This is a genomic window from Streptomyces sp. NPDC096323 (assembly GCF_040302845.1).
GTDB lineage: Bacteria > Actinomycetota > Actinomycetes > Streptomycetales > Streptomycetaceae > Streptomyces.
Genome location: NZ_JBEOSI010000002.1, coordinates 139,311 through 158,450 on the forward strand (window position 1 = coordinate 139,311; position 19,140 = coordinate 158,450).

A 19,140-nucleotide genomic window follows, 5' to 3' on the forward strand; every position below is an offset into this window, starting at 1 on the left:
TCGGGGAGCGGCGGCCCGGTCACCCCGAGTGTCAAGCGAACCAACGCCAGGACTTGGTTTGGTTATCCGACTGTGAGAAATTGACCGCGAACGGGAGGCAGCCATGACGGCAGCGCGAGTACGGAGCGGGGGCCGGCCCACGCTCGAAGAGGTCGCGGCACGGGCGGGGGTGGGGCGCGGCACCGCCTCGCGGGTCATCAACGGTTCGCCACGGGTCAGCGCGCACACGCGCGAGGCGGTGGAGGCGGCCGTCGCCGAGCTCGGCTACGTACCCAACCGCGCGGCCCGCGCCCTGGCCGGGAACCGGACGGAGGCCATCGCGCTCGTCGTGCCCGAGTCGGAGACCCGCTTCTTCGCGGAGCCCTACTTCTCCGGCATCGTCCGCGGAGTGGGCGCCGCTCTCGCCGACACCGAGATGCAGCTGCTGCTCACCCTCGTCGGCAGCGACCGCGAACGCCGCAGGCTCGCCCAGTATTTGACCGCGCACCGCGTGGACGGCGTGCTGCTGGTCTCCGTACACGCCGACGACCCGCTGCCCGATCTGCTGGAACAGCTCGGCATGCCCGCCGTCATGAACGGCCGCCGGTCCGTCTCCGAGCCGCTGCCCTCGGTCGACTCGGACAACTTCGAGGGTGCCCGCGGCGCCGTCGAGCACCTGGTCTCCCGGGGCCGCCGCTCCATCGCCACCATCACCGGCCGGCTGGACGTCTACGCCGCCCAGCGGCGCCTCGACGGCTACCGCAGGGCCCTGGCCGACGCGGGCCACGAACCGGACGAGCGGCTGATCGCCCCCGCCGACTTCTCCGAGGAGGCCGGCGTCCGGGCCATGCGCGAACTGCTCGCCCGCCGCCCCGACGTGGACGCGGTCTTCGCCGCGTCCGACCTGATGGCCGCGGGCGCCCGCCAGGTGCTGCGCGAGGCCGGCCGCCGCATCCCGGACGACGTGGCCCTCATCGGCTTCGACGACTCGGCGGTGGCCCGCCACATGGACCCGGCGCTGACGAGTGTGCGCCAGCCGATCGAGGAGATGGGCCGCACGATGACCCGGGTGCTCCTCGACCAGATCGCGGGCGAGAACACGGACCGCCCGCAGATCGTCCTGCCGACCGAACTGGTGGTCCGCGACTCGTCGTGAGGGCGGGCGGGGGCGGCGCGCCCCTCCCGTGTACGCGGAAGTTGAGATCGATGTGGGCACTTTTCGACGCCCTGGGGACCTCCTTTTTCGCCTACTTCGATCTCGACTTCGCTCCCGGACCGCGCCCGTGGTGAGTATCCGAGCATGCGTCGCTGAGTATGCGGGCTCAGGGTTCGACGGCGGCCTGCGGCGAGAGTTGAGGCGGTAACGAAGGACCGGAGTCAGGAGAGAACCATGCGCGCCGCCCACAGGACCAGCCCCTTGGCCGCGATCCGCCCCGCCCGCATCATCGCGGCCGCTCTCGTGAGCGCTGCCGCGGTCGTGGCACTCACCGGATGTTCCGGGTACGTGGAGAGCATCTGCGGCGGCGGCGAGTACCCCGTGATGACCGTGGGCGGCACCGGTTCCGCGTGCGTCAAGGACAGCGAGGAGCCCCCGAAGGGATACACGCGGTACCCGGAGGGCAAGGTGCCGAAGCATGTCGACGACAAGTGGGACGTGTACTGGCGCACCCACACACTCGACAAGAACGGCAACATCATCGAGGCCCCTGAGGCGGGCTGACCGGCGGGCGCCCCGCCTGTCGACGTTCCTGTCGCCACTGCTGCCCGCGGCGCGTGCCCTCTGGGCACGGACCGGGACTACGCCGGTCACAGACGTACGTATGGCCCACCCAGGCCCTGTACGTCTCCTCACCCCGTGGAGGCAGGGGCGGTTTCGCCTTGCTGGCTGGAGCCCGAGCACGTCGGCGTATCCCCGTCGGCGGCGTTCTCCCGGGCTGTGGCGGATGCGCGGGAGGGGGCGGGCTTGGACGGTGGGCTCCTCGCCCTGGTGGATGCTGACGGCCCGTCGCGGGGTGTCGACGGGCCGGCGCGGGAGGAGGTGGTCGAACTCCGCTCGGTCGCGGCAGCCGATCCGGGCCTGATGTCGGACCCTCTGCCTGCTCGGCAACGCCGCCCCACCCGTCCTGGGGATCGCCTCCGTGATCAAGCGTTGGCCCCGTGCGGACGTGGCGCTGTTCGCGGCGGTCAACCTTCAACAGCCTGAACTTCTGAGTGCTGAGAGACACTTCGAGCCTTGTCGTGGGCTTCGCGGCCGAGGCGATCGGGAAAGGCATCCCGCTGCGGGCTGAGGTTGCCCTGTCTGCTCGCTACGCGGGCGTCGCCTCTCGGCGTCCCGTCGCGGTCGGTGGGGTGGCGGCTCCGTTGAGGCTGTGGTCGAGGAGAGCGTGCATACGGGCCACGGGGAGGGACGGGTTGGCCGCGGCGCCTTCTGCGGTGCGGGGGTCGGCGAGGAGGGGCTCCAGGGCCTCCGGTGTCAGGCTCGGGTTGGCGGCGGCGGCCCGACGCACCGCCTCGTCGGCGTCGTCCACCGGGGGTTCGGGCAGGGTGGGATCGGCTGCGGCCAGGGCGCGTACCTCGGGATCCGGGTGGCCGATCAGGTGGGTCCGGCCGGTGCGCGGAAAGCCGGGCAGCGCCAGCAGGTGCGAACGGTGGGCCGGGCGGGTGACGAAGACGTCCAGGAGGAGGTGTGGCGGTGCCAACGGGTGGTTGCAGGCCAGCCGGATACGGACCTCCTCGTCCTCGTCCTGCGCGAGGGTCTCGACGAGTTCTGCGGGCAGGCCGGACCAGCTCGCCGCAACCCGGCGGAGCACCGGTTCCCCGGACACCGCGCAGGCGGCGAACCAGTCGGGCGACGGCGCGGTGGCCGGGTCGGGGTCCGGCACGGTGATCGGGCAGATGCATTCAGGACCGTGCCCGATGACCAGGTCGATCACGTCGTACTCGGCCCAGGTGCGGGGGAAGGGGTGGAGGCATGCGCGCATCCGCACGCCCTCGTCGGGGTCCTCCCTCAACTCCGCGACCAGGTCCGGTCCCAGGTCGGGCCGGGCGGCGACCATCTCGCGGACCTTCGCCTCGGGATGCCGGGCGAGCCGGGCGACGGCGTCGGCCGGAGTGTGGGGGTTCCGGGCCAGGGGGTGCAGCGTGTCGTCCGCGAAGCACTGCTCGACGAGCGCGGGCGACAGAGCACACCTGCCGAGCACGAACAGCCTGCCGCTCGGCCGCATGGACGGCAGCTCGGCCTCCACCCGTTCCGGGTCCAGCTGCCAGTTCCCGTTTTGCGCCGCTTCACGGACCGCAGGGTCAGGATCGTCGAGCAGCTCCGCCCGCTGCGCCGGGGTGAGCGACTGCCACCGCCAAGTGGCCCGTATCCGGAGCGCGGGGTCCTCGCGGCCGGCCATGGAGCGGAAGAAGGACAGTGGCATCTGCCGGGACGACTCGAGCTCCCAGATGATCTCGTTCGCGGTGACCTTGCCGTCCTCGCCCCCGTCCTGGGCAGTCAGGAGGGTGACGAGGATGTCGTCCGGCAGCGGTCGGACCCAGCGGGGCCAGTAGTGGAGGTAGGGGTTGGCGAGCCGCGCGCGTACGAGTCCCGACGGGTCCGTTGCCAAGGGGGCGAGTCGCGAAGGGTCTACGTGCTGGTTGCGGGCGAGCGCGCCGCGGATCCGCCACTCCGGGTGGCGCAGGGCCGCGTCGATGACGGCGTCGGGCAGGTCGCGGTCCTTGCACATCAGCTGCCCGAGCTCACCCGCCGCTTGATCCATCAGGCGTATCAGTACGTCGGAGGGCGCCGCCGGATTGAAGGCGAGGCCGCGCAGCCAGAGTTCATGCAGAAGGTCGGACACCGCGTCATCCTTCCACCCCGTCGCACGCCCGGGCCGGGCCGCCTGGTGACCACGCCGCTCGCCGGCAGCTCCGTCCGCAGGCTCCGGTCCGGGCGGCGAGGGCCTTCCCCGTCGGTGTGCGGAGGACGAAGGCCTCCGGTGACATCCCAAGTGTCAGCGTTTGGGCGAGGTCCGCCTGCGTCGGGGCGGGGCCCGACCGAATGGCGCGCCCTCTTTGTCCTGGGGCCCGGGGAAGAGAGGCGTGCCCGCCGGTGGGAGACCTCTTCCAGGAACGAGAAAGCCCCTGACCTGCGCTTCCGCAGATCAGGGGCTTCCTCGAAGAGGGTGAGTAACGGGACTCGAACCCGCGACATCCTGGACCACAACCAGGTGCTCTACCATCTGAGCTATACCCACCATGTCCGGGCGTTTCCGACCGGCCGAGAAAAAGTGTACAGGGTCCGAGAGGGTGCTCGCGCCCCCATTGTTCAGCCGCCGGCCCCAGGCCCCGGAAGGGCTGTGACCAGCGGCTTCCCAGGAGTCTAGGCCGAGGGCTGCGTCAGGCGGGCAGCGATCGACTTCGCGCGTTCGGAGTCCGGACCCGGCTGCGGGACGAACACCGCCTCGCGGTAGTACCGCAGCTCCGTGATGGAGTCGCGGATGTCGGCGAGCGCCCGGTGGTTGCCGTTCTTGTCCGGGCTGTTGAAGTACGCCCTCGGGAACCAGCGGCGGGCCAGCTCCTTGACCGAGGAGACGTCGACGATCCGGTAGTGGAGGTAGCTCTCCAGCGCGGGCATGTCCCGGAAGAGAAAGCCACGGTCGGTACTGACCGAGTTTCCGCACAGCGGGGCCTTGCCGGGCTCCTTCACGTGCTCGCGGACATAGGCCAGGACCCGCTCCTCGGCGTCCGCCAGGGTGGTACCCCCGGCCAGCTCGTCGAGGAGGCCCGAGGCGGTGTGCATCTGCCGCACCACCTCGGGCATGGTCTCCAGCGCCGCGTCCGGCGGGCGGATCACGATGTCCACCCCTTCGCCGAGCACGTTCAACTCCGAGTCGGTGACCAGTGCGGCCACCTCGATGAGTGCGTCTTCCGTCAACGAGAGCCCGGTCATCTCGCAGTCGATCCACACCATGCGGTCGTTCATGCGCCCCACCCTACGGGGCGCTCCGCTGTCCCGGCAGGGCCGGGCGGCCCGCGGCGTACGCCTCGGAACCCGGTTTGCCGTACTCGCCGCGGCCCGTGTCCGCGGCGGCCGTGGACGACGGACCCGGCTGGCCCGCCGGAGCCGGCACCGGGGCACGCCGGGTCCCTGAGGGGCCCTGGGCGGGTACCACCGGTTCGGTCGCCGTGACCGCGGGCTCGGGACCACCGCCCTGCGGACGACGGGCCCGGTAGGCGGCCCGGTACGCGGCGGGGGACGAGCCCAGCTGGCGCCGGAAGTGCCCGCGCAGCGCGACCGGCGAGCGGAAGCCGCAGCGGCCCGCGACCTCGTCGACCGAGTAGTCGGACGTCTCCAGCAGCCGCTGCGCCTGCAGCACCCGCTGGGTGATCAGCCACTGGAGCGGCGCGCTGCCGGTGAGCGAGCGGAACCTGCGGTCGAAGGTCCGTCTGCTCATGTAGGCGCGCGCGGCCAGCGTCTCCACGTCGAACTGCTCGTGCAGATGCTCCAGCGCCCAGGCCACGACCTCGGCGAGCGGGTCGGAGCCGATTTCCTCCGGTAAAGACCTGTCGAGGTAGCGCTCCTGGCCGCCACTGCGCCGGGGTGGCACGACGAGCCGGCGGGCCAGTGCCCCGGCGGCCTCCGTGCCGTGGTCCGAGCGGACGATGTGGAGGCAGAGGTCGATCCCGGCCGCGGTGCCGGCGGACGTGAGCACATCGCCGTCGTCGACGAAGAGCTCGCGCGGATCGACGTGCACCGACGGGTAGCGCTTGGCCAGCGTCGGTGCGTACATCCAATGGGTGGTCGCCGGGCGGCCGTCCAGCAGCCCGGCGGCTGCGAGCACGAAGGCGCCCGTGCACAGCCCCACGATGCGCGCACCCTCTTCGTGGGCGCGGCGCAGCGCGTCGAGCGCCTCCACGGGCGGTGGTGAGGTGATCGAGCGCCAGGCGGGCACCACGACGGTGCCGGCCCTGCTGATCGCCTCCAGCCCGTGGGGCGCGGTCAGTTCTAGTCCCCCCGTGGTGCGCAGCGGTCCTTCTTCGCCGCTGCACACGAGCAACCGATAACGCGGAACCCCCGCGTCCTGGCGGTCGATCCCGAACACCGAGAGCGGAATGGAGCTCTCGAAGATGGGGCCACCGCTGAACAGCAGCACGGCGACGACCTCACGGCGTCGGCGCCCGCTCAGCTTCCGTACAGCCTCCGTTGCGGTGGCGGAGTCCTGGCTCATGACGCTAAGCCCCCCTCGGTGTTCGCGTCTCCCTGGTCCTTACGGGCCTGTCGCACCTGCACATGTCCCCTCGGTCGTGCACGAGTCCCCCGCCTTCGACACTCAAGATCGAATCTACTGCGTCCCGTGGTGCCGTCGTGACAAGTTCACCAACCGGCTTTATGTCGACAAGGCAACCTGGCGGGAAGCATTCGATCACGAAGCGTTTCACTCGTGAGTCGTGCAGGGAAGTGCGCCTGGCGTTCATGGCCCGTCCCCATGGGGTGGAAGCGTACCGCTTGGTCTCTTCCTGCCTGCTGGCAAGGGGGTTGATCGGCCAATTCGACAAGCATTCGACCGCGCCCTGAAGTTGGCTGAAAATAAACGGTCGCATGTGCGGAAATCAGTCGTTCTACCGGCGCACGACCCGAACGGGGCGGTCACTCCTGTGCGCCCCCTCGGCCCGGAGGCAGGCCGGAGGGGGGTCCTCGAGGGTGGCTGTCCGGGCGGACCGGCGGAGCAGGATCCGGCAGGCCACGGTGACGGCGGCCAGGCCGAGCGCGACGGCCGCGGCCCCTCCGGCGGAGTCGCCGAGGGCGAGGAGGACGACCGGAACGAGCAGGCAGCCGAACACCGCCCAGCGGACCACGTCGCTCGCCGGCTGTCCGGCGGGTTCCGGAGGGGAGGGCGGGACGGGTGCGGGCACGGGATGCTCCCTGGGGCACGGACACACGGGGCTGACGGACACGGGACCGACGGGCACGGGGGCTGCCGACGGACACGGGGGCTAACGGACCGAGCTCCGCCCGGTCACCGGTTGCGGCCGTCCGGGGGGCCGTGACGTCGGTGTATCGCGCAACCGGCATTGCCATACGGGGCCGCTCTCGGGCATGCTCCGTGGAACGTCGCACGCGCTTTGCGCGGATCTGGGCAGTGGAGGAGTGACGCCGTACCCTTGGGGGTAAGGGGCTGGGAAGATGATTCCCGGACACCGCAACACCGCCCGCTGACGCAGCTCCCCACGTCGCTCTCCTCACGAGGACTCTCTTCGCCGAGACACCGATGGCCGGTTACGAAATCCCCGAACCCGCGGACCGCAAGCAGGTAACCGACCCCCGGTCGGACCAGCAGGCGGCCGAAGACGCACGCCCTTCCTGCGATCCCGCCTTCCGGCACGGAGTGGTCGTCGGCTTCGACGGCTCCACCTCCAGCGAGCGGGCTCTCGCGTACGCCATCGGCATGGCCCGGCGGACGGGCTCCGGCCTGATCATCGTCCACGTCGCCAACCGGCTGCCGACCACGGTCTGGGCCGGCTGCGAGCCGCCCGTCTTCGTGGACGTCCCCGATCACCGCACCGAGGTCCTGGGCTTGGAGCTCGCCTGCGCGGACTACCTCTCCGAGGTCCCCTGGGTGCTCGTCGAGCGCGGCGGGGACATCTGCCACGAGCTGGAGGAGGTCGGCCGGGAGTACTCGGCCGACGCGATCGTCGTCGGTTCCACGCACGGGATCGTCGGCCGGATCTTCGGTTCGGTCGCGGGCCGTCTGGCGCGCCGCGCACAGCGCCCGGTCGTCGTCATCCCGTAGCCCCCGCCGCGTCATCCGGTAGCCGCCGCACCCGCACCTGCACCCGCGCCCGGCCCGCACCGGGCGCCTGCGATGCCCCGTGGGTCTTCGCGCCCGTTTCTCGCGTCAACCGGGGGCGGGCGGTCCGTTTCCGGATCCGCCTTCCGTCCGTCCTGATCCGACCCGGCCAACGGCCGGTCTCTTTCCGTCCGGATCGGTCGGACATGGCGTCAACTCGCCTACGGAAACAGCGGAAAAGCCGAAGCTACCGATCCGTAGATGTGGATTGTGCGCTTGTGAAGGGTAGATAAGCGTCACAGGAAACAGCACGATCGCATGCGAAGGGAGCCCGCCGTGGACAACGACGTCTCTGCGGGAAACACCAGCACCTCCACCCTCGGCCATCTCGCCCTGGGACTCACGCTGTTGGCATTCGGGATCGGTCATACCGGGGCCGTGGACGGGGTGACGGCGGCCGATGCCGTCTCGCTCGCGTTGTATGTCGGCGGTATAGCCCTGTTCGTCGCCGGACTCCTGGCGTTCCGCTCGGGCGACGGCTTCGCCGGCACCGCGTTCGCCGGACTGGGCGCCTTCTGGTTCACCTGGGGCACCGGCGCCGGCGCCCAGGCCTCGGACCATGCGGCAGGGCTCTTCCTGCTGCTGTGGGCCCTGTTCGCGCTCACGCTGACGGTCGGCGCGGCCGGTCGTGGCCTGCTCGGTCAGGGGACGTACGGACTGCTGTTCCTGGCCCTTGTTCTGCTGGGCCTCGGGCAGTTCGCGGACAGCGGCTTCCTGGGCAAGGCGGGCGGCTGGTTCGCCGCGGCCGCCGGTCTGGCCGCCTGGTACGGGGCGACCGCCGCGCTGGCCCACTGGCCGACGTCGGTGCCGAGGCGTGCTGCCGGCCGAGGAGTGACGGCCACCGGCTGAGGCAGCGGCCCGGGCCGGTCCGGGGGCGGCACCGGCCCGCACGGGAGAGCGGCCCCGCACCTACGGCGGACGTGGGTGCGGGGCCGCTCTCGGCGTGTGTGAGGCGTGACTACTCCACCGTGACGGACTTCGCCAGGTTGCGCGGCTTGTCGATGTCCCGGCCCATGGCCAGCGCCGTGTGGTAGGCGAGCAGCTGCAGCGGGATGCCCATCAGGATCGGGTCCAGCTCGTTCTCGTTCTTCGGGACGAGAATCGTGTGGTCGGCCTTCTCCTGCTCGCGGTGGGCCACGGCGAGGATGCGGCCGCTGCGGGCCTTGATCTCCTCCAGGGCCGCACGGTTCTTCTCCAGCAGGTCGTCGTCCGGGACGATCGCGACCGTGGGGAGCGCCGGCTCGATGAGCGCGAGCGGGCCGTGCTTCAGCTCCGAGGCGGGGTAGGCCTCGGCGTGGATGTACGAGATCTCCTTGAGCTTCAGGGAGGCCTCCAGCGCGACGGGGTAGCCCCGGACGCGGCCGATGAACATCATCGACTGCGCGCCCGCGTACTCCTCGGCCAGCTTCTTGATCTCGTCCTCCGACTCGAGGATCCGGCCGATCTGCTCGGGCAGCTTGCGCAGGCCCTCGATGATCCGCTTGCCGTCGGCGACCGACAGGTCGCGGATGCGGCCCAGGTGCAGGGCGAGCAGCGCGAAGGCGACCACGGTGTTGGTGAAGCACTTGGTGGAGACGACGCAGACCTCGGGGCCCGCGTGGACGTACATGCCGCCGTCGGCCTCGCGGGCGATCGCCGAGCCGACGACGTTCACGACGCCGAGGACCCGGGCGCCCTTGCGCTTGAGCTCCTGGACGGCGGCCAGCACGTCGTACGTCTCACCGGACTGGGAGACGGCGACGTACAGGGTGTCGGGGTCCACGACCGGGTTGCGGTAGCGGAACTCGGACGCGGGCTCGGCGTCCGCGGGGATGCGGGCCAGCTCCTCGATGAGGCCGGCGCCGATCATGCCCGCGTGGTACGAGGTGCCGCAGCCCAGGATCTTGATGCGGCGGACCCCGCGGGCCTCGCGGGCGTCCAGGTTGAGGCCGCCCAGGTGCACGGTGGAGAAGCGGTCGTCGATGCGGCCGCGCAGCACGCGGTCCACGGCGTCGGCCTGCTCGGAGATCTCCTTGTGCATGTACGTGTCGTGGCCGCCCATGTCGTACGACTCGGCCTCCCACTCCACCGTGGTGGGCGTGGCCGTCGTCGTCGAGCCCTCGGTCGTGTACGTACGGAAGTCGTCGGCCTTGAGGGTGGCCATCTCGCCGTCGTCCAGGGTGACGATCTGCCGGGTGTGCGCGACCAGGGCCGCGACGTCGGAGGCGACGAACATCTCCTTCTCGCCGATGCCGAGCACGACCGGCGAGCCGTTGCGGGCGACGACGATGCGGTCGTTGAAGTCGGCGTGCATGACGGCGACGCCGTACGTGCCCTCGACGGACTTCAGCGCCTCGCGGACCTTCTCCTCCAGGGTGACGGCCTGCGAGCGGGCGATCAGGTGGACCAGCACCTCGGTGTCGGTCTCGGAGAGGAAGACGATGCCGTCGGCGACGAGCTTCGCGCGGAGCTCGGAGGCGTTGTCGATGATGCCGTTGTGGACGACGGCGACCTTGTTGTCGGCGTCCATGTGCGGGTGGGCGTTCTCGTCGCTCGGGGCGCCGTGGGTGGCCCAGCGGGTGTGGGCGATGCCGGTGGTACCGGTGAAGCGCTTGGGCACCCGGGACTCCAGCTCGCGGACCCGGCCCTTGGCCTTGACCATCTTCAGCGCGGCGGGCTTGCCGGCCGCCGGCTTGCCGGTGATGACGATGCCCGCGGAGTCGTAACCCCGGTACTCCAGCCGCTGGAGACCCTCCAGCAGCAGCGGGGCCACATCACGCTTTCCGATATAACCGACGATTCCGCACATAGAGTTTCTGCCCTCCATCGACGTACAGGTACAAGCAAGTAAGTGGTGCCCGGCCGGGCGGCGGTCCGAAGGCCTCAAGACCCGAAGGCCCTCAAGACCCGAAGGTCCGCCGGTCTCAGCCGTAGACGATGCGGCGCAGCTGGCGGAGCGAGAGTTCCGGCGGCGCGACCGCCCGGTGCGGCAGCTCGGCCGAGATCCGTTCGAAGATCTCCGTGTTGACCAGGCCGCCGGACTGGAGTTCGCGGTGGCGGCGGCGGACGAAGGCATCGGTCGTCTCGTCGAAGTAGGCCAGCACATCGAGGATCACCCGGGCCGCCTCACCGCGTGGGAGCGCGGTGCTGCGCACCAGGTGGTCAATGAGGTCGTCGTACGACGAGCGGCGTTCGAGCACTCGTCGATATTGCGGCGGAAGGGGCTCCGGCGCAACAATCCTGCCCGATATCGGGCAGAAGTGGGGGCGAGTGGCGTTCGTTTTTCCGTTCTGGGTGATTCGGGAGCCTTCGGCCGGCCTCGCGGGCTCCCGGCCGGCCCTCCGCGGACGGCCTCCGGGGGTGACGGGATGGATCCGGCCAGGTGCCCCGGACGGTCGGCCAGGTTCGGGCCCGGCCGATGCGGGAAGAGGTCTACACCTTGACCGTCCGTGAGGCGCGCGGTACGCATGGCGACGGTGCGAATGGTCAGGAGATCCAGGTGTGAACCAGTAGAAAGGGATCCGGCTGTGACACTGCACACGCCGCGGCACCGTGCTCTTCCCCGTGTTCTGCCCCGACTTCTCGGCTCGCTGCTTCTCGTCGCGGCAGCCGGCGTCTCCACCGCCTGCGCGGTCCCCACGGCGTCCGCGGTGGCCGGTGACGCCGCCGCGTCGGTGCCCCGGCCGCTGGACCAGATCGTGCCCGCCCCCGCCTTCGTGAGACCGGGCGGATCCCCGTACTCCCTCACGAGTGCCACCAGGATCCGCGTCGACGGCTCGTCGGGCGAGGTCCGCGGGATCGGCGAGTACCTGGCGGGCGTGCTGCGCCCCTCCACCGGGTACTCCCTGCCGGTCACCGGCCGGGCCGGCCCCGACGGCATCCGGCTCCGGCTCGGCCCGGACGACGGCGGACTGGGCGACGAGGGCTACACGCTCACCTCCGGGCGAGGCTCCGTCACCATCACCGCCCACAAGCCCGCAGGGCTCTTCCACGGCGTCCAGACGCTGCGTCAGCTCCTGCCCGCCCAAGTGGAGAGCGACAGCCGCCGGAAGGGGCCGTGGAAGGTCGCGGGCGGCAGCATCACCGACAAGCCGCGCTACGCCTACCGGGGCGCGATGCTCGACGTCTCGCGGCACTTCTTCTCGGTCGGCGAGGTCAAGCGCTACATCGACCAGATCGCGCTGTACAAGATGAACACCTTCCACCTGCACCTCTCCGACGACCAGGGCTGGCGCATCGCCGTCGACTCCTGGCCGCGGCTGGCCACGTACGGCGGCTCCACGGAGGTCGGCGGTGGGCCGGGCGGGTACTACACCAAGAGCCAGTACCAGGAGATCGTCCGGTACGCGGCCTCCCGCCACCTGGAACTGGTGCCGGAGATCGACATGCCGGGCCACACCAACGCCGCCCTCGCCTCGTACGCGGAACTGAACTGCGACGGCGTCGCGCCGCCGCTCTACACCGGCATCAAGGTCGGCTTCAGCTCGCTGTGCGCGGCCAAGGACGTCACGTACCGGTTCATCGACGACGTCATCCGTGAACTGGCCGCGCTGACACCCGGCCGGTACATCCACATCGGCGGTGACGAGGCGCACTCCACCAGCCACGAGGACTACGCCAGGATCATGGAGCGGGCACAGGCCACCGTCGGGAAGTACGGCAAGACCGTGATGGGCTGGCACCAGCTCACCGGGGCCGCACCGGTCGCGGGCGCGGTCGCCCAGTACTGGGGCTACGACAAGACGAGCGCCGCGGACCGGCAGAAGGTCGCGGACGCGGTGAAGAAGGGCACCAAGCTGGTGCTGTCCCCGGCGGACCGGGTCTACCTCGACATGAAGTACGACGAGCAGACCGTGCTGGGCCTCAAGTGGGCCGGCCTCGTCGAGGTGCGGCGGTCGTACGACTGGGACCCGGCGACCTACCTCGCCGACACCCCGGCGGACGCGGTGCTCGGGGTCGAGGCGCCGATCTGGGCGGAGACGCTGACCGACAGCGACGACATCGACGTGATGGCCTTCCCGCGGCTGCCCGGGGCAGCGGAGCTGGGCTGGTCGCCGGCCGAGACGCACGACTGGGACACGTACAAGGTGCGCCTCGCGGCGCTCGGGCCGCGGTTCACCGCGCTGGGGATCGACTACTACCGGTCGCCCCAGGTGCCGTGGCCGGCGGAGCCGGCTGCGGCGGGGTGAGTTGCCGTCCCGGGGGCGGGGGTGAGCCCTCGGCCCCCGGGACGGGCGTTTTAAAGGTGTCCTCAATCGCCGGACGGGCTTGATTGCCGGGCTGGCCGTTAAAGATGTCCTCAATCGCCGGACGGGCTTGAGGTGCCGGACGGGCTTTGGGGTGCCGGGTAACGGGATCGAGGTGCCGGGCGAGGCCGGGGTGCGGGGGCGAGGTCTCAGTCGTCCGACGGGGTGGGGGTGGCTTCCGCTTCCTCGCGGAGTTGTTCCTCGCTCAGGCCGCGGCGCCAGTAACCCACGAACGTCACCCGCTTGCGGTCGATGCCGCGTTCGCGCACCAGATGCCGGCGCAGCGCCCGCACCGTCGACGCCTCGCCCGCGATCCAGACGTACGGGGTTCCCTCGGGCAGTTCCGCCGCGCGCACGGCCTCCACGGCGTCCGGGGTGCCCGCCTCCTCCCGCACCAGCCAGTCGATCCGGGCGTCGGCGGCGGTGTCGACCGTCATGCGGTTCCCGGTGTACGGGACTTCCAGCCAGACCCGGGCGCGCAGCCGGGCCGGCAGCCACTCCAGGGCGGCCGTCGCGGCGGGCAGCGCCGTCTCGTCGGCCCAGAGCAGCACCCAGTCGGTGTCCTCGGGCGGGCGGAAACGGACGGCCGTGTTGTCCTCGACGGCCGGTCCGAGCGCCTTGAGGACATCGCCGGGCGAGGCCGCGGCGGCCCAGCGGCAGGCCGGACCGCCGTCCTCGTGGAGCGCGAAATCGATGTCGACCTCGGTGGCCGAACCGCCGGCGGTGCGACGCTGCGCCCGGACCGTGTACGAGCGCAGCACGGCTCGTACATCGGCCGGAAGTGCGCGCCAGGCGCCGAACCAGTTGCCCTCGTTATCGACCGGAACGACTGGTTCCGGCTGGCCGGGGTGCGGCAGGAACAACGACAGGCTCTGATCGCGGCCCCCGGAGGCGAACCCGTCGAGCCCCGGGCCGCCGAACGTGATCCGGAGCATGGACGGCCCCAGCCGCCTGGTGCGCAGGACGGTCAGCCGGAACAGCCGGAAGGGGTCGAGATCGGGCGCGGCGGCGGTCGTCATGGTCAGGCGACCTTCTTGGCATCCTCGATGGCCTTCGCGAGGTCTTCGAGGATCGGCGCGCACTTGTCGTAGCTGTAGATCGGCTCGGTGGTGCGCGGGACGACCTGGCCGGCCTTGACGGCCGGCAGCTGGGCCCAGGTCGGCTTGGAGGTCAGGGCGGCGGGCTGCAGGGCCGAGGACCGGTTGTCCATCATGATGATGTCGGCGTCGTACTTGTCGACGTTCTCCCAGCTCAGCTCCTCGAAGAAGCCGGCCGCGTTCACCTTCGGCTCGACGAACTTCACGCCCAGCTCCTGGAAGTACAGGGTGTCGGCGGAGGTCTTGGCGAGCGAGACGTAGAAGAGGTCCTGGCTGGCCGAGCCGACCATCACCTTGATGTTCGGCTTGGACTTCGCGGCGGCGCGCAGCCGGGCCGCGGCCTTCTCGAAGCGGGCCTTGGCATCGGTGACCGCCTTGGCCGTCACGTCGGCGCCGAGCGAGGCGGCGAGGTCCTCGTGGCGCTGGATGGCCTTGGGAACGGTCGTCTGTGCGGCCCACAGGGCGACGCTGGGGGCGAGCTTCAGGATCTTGTCCTTGGACGCATCCGGCACGTACCAGAGGGCGTCCTTCTCCCACATCGCGGTGACCAGCAGGTCCGGGCCGAGGGCCGCGTACTTCTCGACGTTGAACTCGCCCCAGACGTTGCCCAGGATCTCGACCTTGCTGATGTCGAGGTCGCCGGCCTGCACATCGGCCTTGCCGTCCTTGGTCTTCGTCGGACCGAAGACGGCCTTGACCTCCACGCCGTAGTCGTGGAGCGCGGCGGCGACACCGGTGAAGGCGACGATGTTCTTGGGGACGGACTTGGCCTCGGCGGTCTGCCCGCGGTCGTCCTTGAAGCTCCACGGCCCGGCGTCGGCGCTCTTGGAGCCGGTGGAACCGGAGTCCTTCGAGTCGCTGTCACCGCAGGCCGCGAGGACGGCTCCCAGGCCGACGGCACCGCCCATGGCCAGCAGGCCGCGGCGGGTGGGACGGGACACTCGGGCAGTGCGCATGACGGAGTCCGCTTTCGTACGAGCCGGAGACCGGCCGGTGACAAGTTCGAGGGAAGGTTAGCCTAACCTCACGACTTGTCCAGCCTGCGGATACCCCTGCCCGCCCCGGTCACCAGACGATGACGCCGCCGTCCACGTCCAGGGCCCGCTCGGCGGCCGCCACGATGTTGGCCAGCCGGTCCGCCACGTACTGCTCGAAGTAGCCGCTGTGCGCGGCGAGTTCCGTGATGTGCCCGCCCAGCAGCGCGCACTCGGCGAGGAAGGCCGGGACGTCCTCCGGCTCCACGGTCAGATTGCCGGAGGCCAGTTCCGGAAAGAACCGGGCCCCGAGGTCGCGCACGGGCTGCGATCCCCACAGCTTGGTCCGGCTGCTCTCGAACCCGGCGAGGGTGAGCCCGTGCTCGGGGTCCTCCAGAAAGTGGTCCTTGCCGCTCCGGCCCCGGACGTAGGTGTGCACCAGGAGGGTCATGCCGCGGGGGTTGCGTCGTCGAGGGGCCGGAGCCGCACCGTTTCGAGGACGTCGACGTCCACGAGGATTCCGGACACGGGGGCCTCCCGGATGCGCAGTTGATGTATGCGTCGGCTCAGTATGCAGCGCGTCCGAGCGTGCGTCCCGCCTGCGGCCACCGGCCCGGCAGCCGTCGTGGCGCTTGAGGGCCGGCGCCGTGGCGCCGGGCCGAGCAGCCGGTGGAGGTCAGGCGTTGTCGCCGTTGAGCATGGCGGCGGTCAGGACGTTGCCGGCGACGCCCCAGCCGCCATCGGGGACCTCGTCGATCAGCACGACGGTGGTGGGGCGGGCCCGCTCACCGTAGATCTCGGCGTACAGGTCGGTGGTGCGCTCGACGATCTTCTTCTTGTCCTCGGCGGTGAGGGTGCCCGCGGGGACCTTGAAGTTGGCGAAGGGCATGGGCGTCTTGTCTCCTTGAGTGGGTTCTTCCGGGAGCGGAGTCAGAGGTCCGTGGATGTGCGGCCCCTGGGGTCGTTTCCCGGCTGAAGCGAGGATGCGCGGCACCGGCCGGCGGAACCAGGGGATGTCATCCCCTGTGTCCGCAGGACCGGCCGGACGCAGAATGGCAGGCATGGGTTCTGTGAAGTACGCCGAGCTGGGAGCCTTCCTGCGTTCGCGGCGTGCCCGCATCCGCCCGGCCGACGTGGGACTTCCCCACGGGCCGCGCCGCCGGGTGCCCGGGCTGCGCCGCGACGAGGTCGCCCAGCTCGCCGGCGCATCGGTGGACTACTACAACGAACTCGAACGCGGCGCCGGATCGCAGCCCTCCGAGCAGATGATCGCCGCGCTGGCGAGAGCCCTGCGCCTGACCGCCGACGAGCGCGACTACCTCTGCCACCTGGCCGACCGCCCGGTGCCCGCGCACGGCGGCCCGGCCTCCCACGTCCACCCCGGCATGCTCGACCTGCTCACCCGTCTGACGTCAACGCCCGCACAGGTCATCACGGACCTGCACGTCACCCTCGTACAGAATCCCCTGGCGGTGGCTCTGCTCGGGGACCACTCCGGCCTCCGGGGCGCCCGGGCCAGCTTCGTGCACCGGTGGTTCACCGAGCCCGACGCCCGGCGGCTGTATCCCGAAGCCGACCATGCGCACCAGTCCCGGGCCTTCGTCGCCGACCTGCGGGCGGCCGCCGCCAGACGAGAGGGCAAGGACACCGAAGCCGGCTCGATGATCAGCTCGCTGCTCGGCACCTCCGCGGAATTCGCCGCCCTCTGGGCGGATCACGACGTGGCATTCCGGCGCGACGACCGCAAACGCCTCAACCACCCCGCACTCGGCCTGATCGAGGTCAACTGCCTCAACCTGTTCAGCGAGGACGGCCGGCAGCGGCTGCTCTGGTTCACCCCCGCGGTCGGCACGGACAGCGCCCAGCTCCTGGAGCTGCTCGCCGTCCTCGGCACCCAGGAGGTCGCCGGACCGGCACACTGACAGCGGATCCGCCGCGTAGTGGTCGAAGTGGCCGCTGTGGGCGGCGAGTTCCGCGATGTTCCGTCCGGTCCGGGTGCAGGTGTGCACCGCGAGGGTTATGCGTCGGGGAGTCGGCCGTCGAGGGGCTGGAGCCGGACCATCGCGATGTCGGGGCAGACCTTGGCGATGGAGCCGAAGTCGTCGTCCACGTGGAGCACGGTGAGCCGGTGCTGTCGTGCTGTCAGGGCGATCAGGATATCGATGGGTGAAGGGCCCCGGTGGTGGCCGATCCGTCCCAGCTCGCGCTGGACGCCGATGATCCTCGGCCAGGGGTCTTCGAGGGCCGGCACCCAGCCGAAGGTCTGGCCGAGCATCGTGAAGAAGGGCTCGTGATCGCGGTCCGCCCGAAGCGCCGGCATGAGTTCGGCCTCGACGGGCGGGCACAGGGAGACCAGCCCCTGGGAAACGCGCTGCGGCCATGGGTCCCCGACCTGCTTGCGGAGCAGACGCCAGACCGCCGAGGTGTCGGCAAGGTACGTCACAGGCCGGACCGCTCCCGTTCCTCGAGAACGTCGAAGTCCAGGAACTGATCCGCGTTGTCCTGCAGCCACCGCAGTGCGCGCCCGCGGTCGTCCGCGCTGATCGCCGCCGCTATCGTCAGCGCGCGATTGATCGTCTCCCGCTTGGTGGAGGTGCCGAGCTGCTGCTGGGCGAAGGCAAGCATCTGATCATCGACGTCCACGAGGGTCTTGGACACGAGGCCTCCTGGCATTGTTCGATATATACGTTGGCTCAGCATATATCGCGTCGCGCCCCGCCGGTACAGGGACGAGCCGCCGCCATGCGCCAGAGCGTACGAGGGTGGTCACTCATCGCGCCGGAGACCGCCGCGTCGGAGACCGCCGCGTCGGCGCACTGCCCGGCCGCGCTCGGCGGGCGGGCAGTCGCCCGGCCCCACTGTCAGGCCTGCATGCCCAGTTCCCGGGCGATCAGCATCCGCTGCACCTCGCTCGTGCCCTCGCCGATCTCCAGGATCTTCGAGTCGCGCCACATCCGCGCCACCGGGTACTCGTTCATGAAGCCGTAGCCGCCGTGGATCTGCGTCGCCTCGCGGGCGTTGTCCACCGCGACCGTCGAGGAGTACAGCTTGGCGATCGCCGCCTCCTTCTTGAAGGGCTCGCCCGCCAGCAGCCGCGAGGCCGCGTCCCGCCAGCCGATGCGGGCCATGTGGGCCCGCGTCTCCATGTCCGCGATCTTGAACTGGATCGCCTGGTTGGCGCCGATCGGCTTTCCGAAGGCGTGCCGCTCGGCGGCGTACTTCACCGACTCGTCCACACAGCCCTGCGCCAGGCCCGTGGAGAGCGCCGAGATGGCGATCCGGCCCTCGTCCAGGATCCGCAGGAACTGCGCGTAGCCGCGGCCCTCCTCGCCCAGCAGGTTCTCCAGCGGGACGCGTACGTCGGCGAAGGAGAGCTCGCGGGTGTCCGAGGCGTTCCAGCCGACCTTGGAGTACGGGGCGGCGACCGTGAAGCCGGGGGTGCCGGACGGGACGATGATCGACGAGATGCGCGGGGCGCCGTTCTCCTTGCGGCCGGTCACGGCGGTGACCGTCACCAACTCCGTGATGTCCGTCCCCGAGTTGGTGATGAAGCACTTGGATCCGTTGATCACCCACTCGCCCGCCGCCTCGTCGCGCACGGCCGTCGTGCGGGTGCCGCCCGCGTCCGAGCCGGCGTCCGGCTCCGTCAGGCCGAACGCGCCGAGCGCCTCGCCCGAGCAGAGCCTCGGCAGCCACCGCTGCTTCTGCTCCTCCGTGCCGAAGCGGAACACCGGCATCGCGCCGAGCGAGACGCCCGCCTCCAGGGTGATCGCCACCGAGGAGTCGACCCGGGCCAGCTCCTCCAGGGCGATGCCGAGGGCGAGGTAGTCGCCGCCCATCCCGCCGTACTCCTCCGGGAACGGCAGCCCGAACAGGCCCATCCGCCCCATCTCGCGCACGATCTCGTACGGGAACTCATGGCGCTCGTAGAAGTCGCCGATCTTCGGAGCGACCACGTCGTGGGCGAACTCCTCGACGGTGCGTCGCAGTTCCTCGTGCTCGGCGGTCAGCCGGTGGTCCAGGGACATGGGGG

General features: G+C 70.8%; 19 protein-coding genes and 1 tRNA gene. 6 read left to right on the plus strand and 14 right to left on the minus strand.

Annotated features, from left to right (window positions below):
* Window positions 1-103 precede the first annotated feature (103 nt).
* Together ABTX18_RS04680 and ABTX18_RS04685 are read left to right on the plus strand one after the other, a co-directional pair.
* A complete protein-coding gene (locus tag ABTX18_RS04680; RefSeq protein ID WP_352121290.1) occupies window positions 104-1,135 on the plus strand; it encodes a LacI family DNA-binding transcriptional regulator in 1,032 nt (343 codons plus the stop codon).
* Window positions 1,136-1,369: 234 nt separating this feature from the next.
* Window positions 1,370-1,699 carry an SCO0607 family lipoprotein gene (locus tag ABTX18_RS04685; RefSeq protein ID WP_352121291.1) on the plus strand — a complete coding sequence of 110 codons (330 nt, stop codon included), beginning with the start codon at window positions 1,370-1,372 and terminating at the stop codon, window positions 1,697-1,699.
* Window positions 1,700-2,285: 586 nt separating this feature from the next.
* Here ABTX18_RS04685 and ABTX18_RS04690 read toward each other — a convergent pair.
* From ABTX18_RS04690 to ABTX18_RS04710, 5 genes are all read right to left on the minus strand, one after another.
* On the minus strand, window positions 2,286-3,821 hold the full coding sequence (locus ABTX18_RS04690; protein WP_352121292.1) for a hypothetical protein: 1,536 nt from the start codon (window positions 3,819-3,821) through the stop codon (window positions 2,286-2,288).
* Window positions 3,822-4,144: 323 nt separating this feature from the next.
* A tRNA-His gene (locus tag ABTX18_RS04695) sits at window positions 4,145-4,217 on the minus strand.
* 125 nt (window positions 4,218-4,342) lie between these two features.
* The gene (gene orn / locus ABTX18_RS04700) at window positions 4,343-4,945 is read right to left on the minus strand and encodes an oligoribonuclease (RefSeq protein ID WP_352121293.1); all 603 of its coding nucleotides are present in this window, start codon (window positions 4,943-4,945) and stop codon (window positions 4,343-4,345) included.
* A 10-nt stretch (window positions 4,946-4,955) separates the two neighbouring features.
* Window positions 4,956-6,191, minus strand: coding sequence for a GlxA family transcriptional regulator (locus tag ABTX18_RS04705; protein WP_352121294.1), 1,236 nt, complete (start codon window positions 6,189-6,191; stop codon window positions 4,956-4,958).
* A 391-nt stretch (window positions 6,192-6,582) separates the two neighbouring features.
* Window positions 6,583-6,876, minus strand: coding sequence for a hypothetical protein (locus ABTX18_RS04710; RefSeq protein WP_352121295.1), 294 nt, complete (start codon window positions 6,874-6,876; stop codon window positions 6,583-6,585).
* Window positions 6,877-7,232: 356 nt separating this feature from the next.
* Between ABTX18_RS04710 and ABTX18_RS04715 the strand changes: the two genes are divergently transcribed.
* Together ABTX18_RS04715 and ABTX18_RS04720 are read left to right on the plus strand one after the other, a co-directional pair.
* Window positions 7,233-7,754 (plus strand): universal stress protein, encoded by a 522-nt coding sequence (locus tag ABTX18_RS04715; RefSeq protein WP_352121296.1) that lies wholly within the window; start codon window positions 7,233-7,235, stop codon window positions 7,752-7,754.
* A gap of 333 nt (window positions 7,755-8,087) precedes the next feature.
* Window positions 8,088-8,660: an acetate uptake transporter gene (locus ABTX18_RS04720; RefSeq protein ID WP_352121297.1), complete on the plus strand. Its 573-nt coding sequence runs from the start codon at window positions 8,088-8,090 to the stop codon at window positions 8,658-8,660.
* A 109-nt stretch (window positions 8,661-8,769) separates the two neighbouring features.
* Here the strand turns inward: ABTX18_RS04720 and glmS are convergent, their stop codons facing one another.
* Window positions 8,770-10,599, minus strand: coding sequence for a glutamine--fructose-6-phosphate transaminase (isomerizing) (glmS, locus tag ABTX18_RS04725; RefSeq protein WP_352121298.1), 1,830 nt, complete (start codon window positions 10,597-10,599; stop codon window positions 8,770-8,772).
* 115 nt (window positions 10,600-10,714) lie between these two features.
* Complete coding sequence (locus ABTX18_RS04730) at window positions 10,715-10,990, minus strand: hypothetical protein (protein ID WP_136325395.1); 276 nt, start codon at window positions 10,988-10,990, stop codon at window positions 10,715-10,717.
* A 327-nt stretch (window positions 10,991-11,317) separates the two neighbouring features.
* Between ABTX18_RS04730 and ABTX18_RS04735 the strand changes: the two genes are divergently transcribed.
* Entirely contained in the window at window positions 11,318-12,979 is a 1,662-nt protein-coding gene (locus tag ABTX18_RS04735) for a beta-N-acetylhexosaminidase (protein ID WP_352121299.1), read from the plus strand.
* Window positions 12,980-13,185: 206 nt separating this feature from the next.
* Here the strand turns inward: ABTX18_RS04735 and ABTX18_RS04740 are convergent, their stop codons facing one another.
* From ABTX18_RS04740 to ABTX18_RS04755, 4 genes are all read right to left on the minus strand, one after another.
* Entirely contained in the window at window positions 13,186-14,055 is an 870-nt protein-coding gene (locus ABTX18_RS04740; protein ID WP_352121300.1) for a siderophore-interacting protein, read from the minus strand.
* 2 nt (window positions 14,056-14,057) lie between these two features.
* Window positions 14,058-15,089: an ABC transporter substrate-binding protein gene (locus ABTX18_RS04745; protein ID WP_352121301.1), complete on the minus strand. Its 1,032-nt coding sequence runs from the start codon at window positions 15,087-15,089 to the stop codon at window positions 14,058-14,060.
* A gap of 109 nt (window positions 15,090-15,198) precedes the next feature.
* Window positions 15,199-15,558 (minus strand): hypothetical protein, encoded by a 360-nt coding sequence (locus ABTX18_RS04750; RefSeq protein ID WP_352121302.1) that lies wholly within the window; start codon window positions 15,556-15,558, stop codon window positions 15,199-15,201.
* Between the two features lie 225 nt (window positions 15,559-15,783).
* Entirely contained in the window at window positions 15,784-15,996 is a 213-nt protein-coding gene (locus ABTX18_RS04755; protein ID WP_352121303.1) for a 4-oxalocrotonate tautomerase family protein, read from the minus strand.
* 163 nt (window positions 15,997-16,159) lie between these two features.
* On the opposite strand from ABTX18_RS04755, the gene ABTX18_RS04760 reads away from it, so the two are divergent.
* Entirely contained in the window at window positions 16,160-17,029 is an 870-nt protein-coding gene (locus tag ABTX18_RS04760; protein WP_352121304.1) for a helix-turn-helix transcriptional regulator, read from the plus strand.
* 95 nt (window positions 17,030-17,124) lie between these two features.
* Here the strand turns inward: ABTX18_RS04760 and ABTX18_RS04765 are convergent, their stop codons facing one another.
* The 3 genes from ABTX18_RS04765 to ABTX18_RS04775 form a co-directional block, all read right to left on the minus strand.
* Window positions 17,125-17,550, minus strand: a complete 426-nt coding sequence (locus ABTX18_RS04765) for a PIN domain-containing protein (protein WP_352121305.1) — start codon at window positions 17,548-17,550, stop codon at window positions 17,125-17,127.
* Window positions 17,547-17,765: a type II toxin-antitoxin system VapB family antitoxin gene (locus tag ABTX18_RS04770; RefSeq protein ID WP_352121306.1), complete on the minus strand. Its 219-nt coding sequence runs from the start codon at window positions 17,763-17,765 to the stop codon at window positions 17,547-17,549. Before ABTX18_RS04770 ends, ABTX18_RS04765 begins: the two co-directional genes overlap by 4 nt.
* Window positions 17,766-17,968: 203 nt before the next feature.
* Window positions 17,969-19,135, minus strand: coding sequence for an acyl-CoA dehydrogenase family protein (locus ABTX18_RS04775; RefSeq protein ID WP_352121307.1), 1,167 nt, complete (start codon window positions 19,133-19,135; stop codon window positions 17,969-17,971).
* Window positions 19,136-19,140: the final 5 nt, after the last annotated feature.

Excerpts from the sequence above, each read along its gene's own strand:
- ABTX18_RS04750 (WP_352121302.1), bottom strand. The coding sequence starts at position 15,558 with ATGACCCTCCTGGTGCACACCTACGTCCGGGGCCGGAGCGGCAAGGAC.
- ABTX18_RS04745 (WP_352121301.1), bottom strand. The coding sequence starts at position 15,089 with ATGCGCACTGCCCGAGTGTCCCGTCCCACCCGCCGCGGCCTGCTGGCC.
- ABTX18_RS04715 (WP_352121296.1), top strand. The coding sequence starts at position 7,233 with ATGGCCGGTTACGAAATCCCCGAACCCGCGGACCGCAAGCAGGTAACC.
- ABTX18_RS04740 (WP_352121300.1), bottom strand. The coding sequence starts at position 14,055 with ATGACGACCGCCGCCGCGCCCGATCTCGACCCCTTCCGGCTGTTCCGG.
- glmS (WP_352121298.1), bottom strand. The coding sequence starts at position 10,599 with ATGTGCGGAATCGTCGGTTATATCGGAAAGCGTGATGTGGCCCCGCTG.
- ABTX18_RS04680 (WP_352121290.1), top strand. The coding sequence starts at position 104 with ATGACGGCAGCGCGAGTACGGAGCGGGGGCCGGCCCACGCTCGAAGAG.
- ABTX18_RS04760 (WP_352121304.1), top strand. The coding sequence starts at position 16,160 with ATGGCAGGCATGGGTTCTGTGAAGTACGCCGAGCTGGGAGCCTTCCTG.
- ABTX18_RS04775 (WP_352121307.1), bottom strand. The coding sequence starts at position 19,135 with ATGTCCCTGGACCACCGGCTGACCGCCGAGCACGAGGAACTGCGACGC.
- ABTX18_RS04755 (WP_352121303.1), bottom strand. The coding sequence starts at position 15,996 with ATGCCCTTCGCCAACTTCAAGGTCCCCGCGGGCACCCTCACCGCCGAG.
- orn (WP_352121293.1), bottom strand. The coding sequence starts at position 4,945 with ATGAACGACCGCATGGTGTGGATCGACTGCGAGATGACCGGGCTCTCG.
- ABTX18_RS04685 (WP_352121291.1), top strand. The coding sequence starts at position 1,370 with ATGCGCGCCGCCCACAGGACCAGCCCCTTGGCCGCGATCCGCCCCGCC.
- ABTX18_RS04705 (WP_352121294.1), bottom strand. The coding sequence starts at position 6,191 with ATGAGCCAGGACTCCGCCACCGCAACGGAGGCTGTACGGAAGCTGAGC.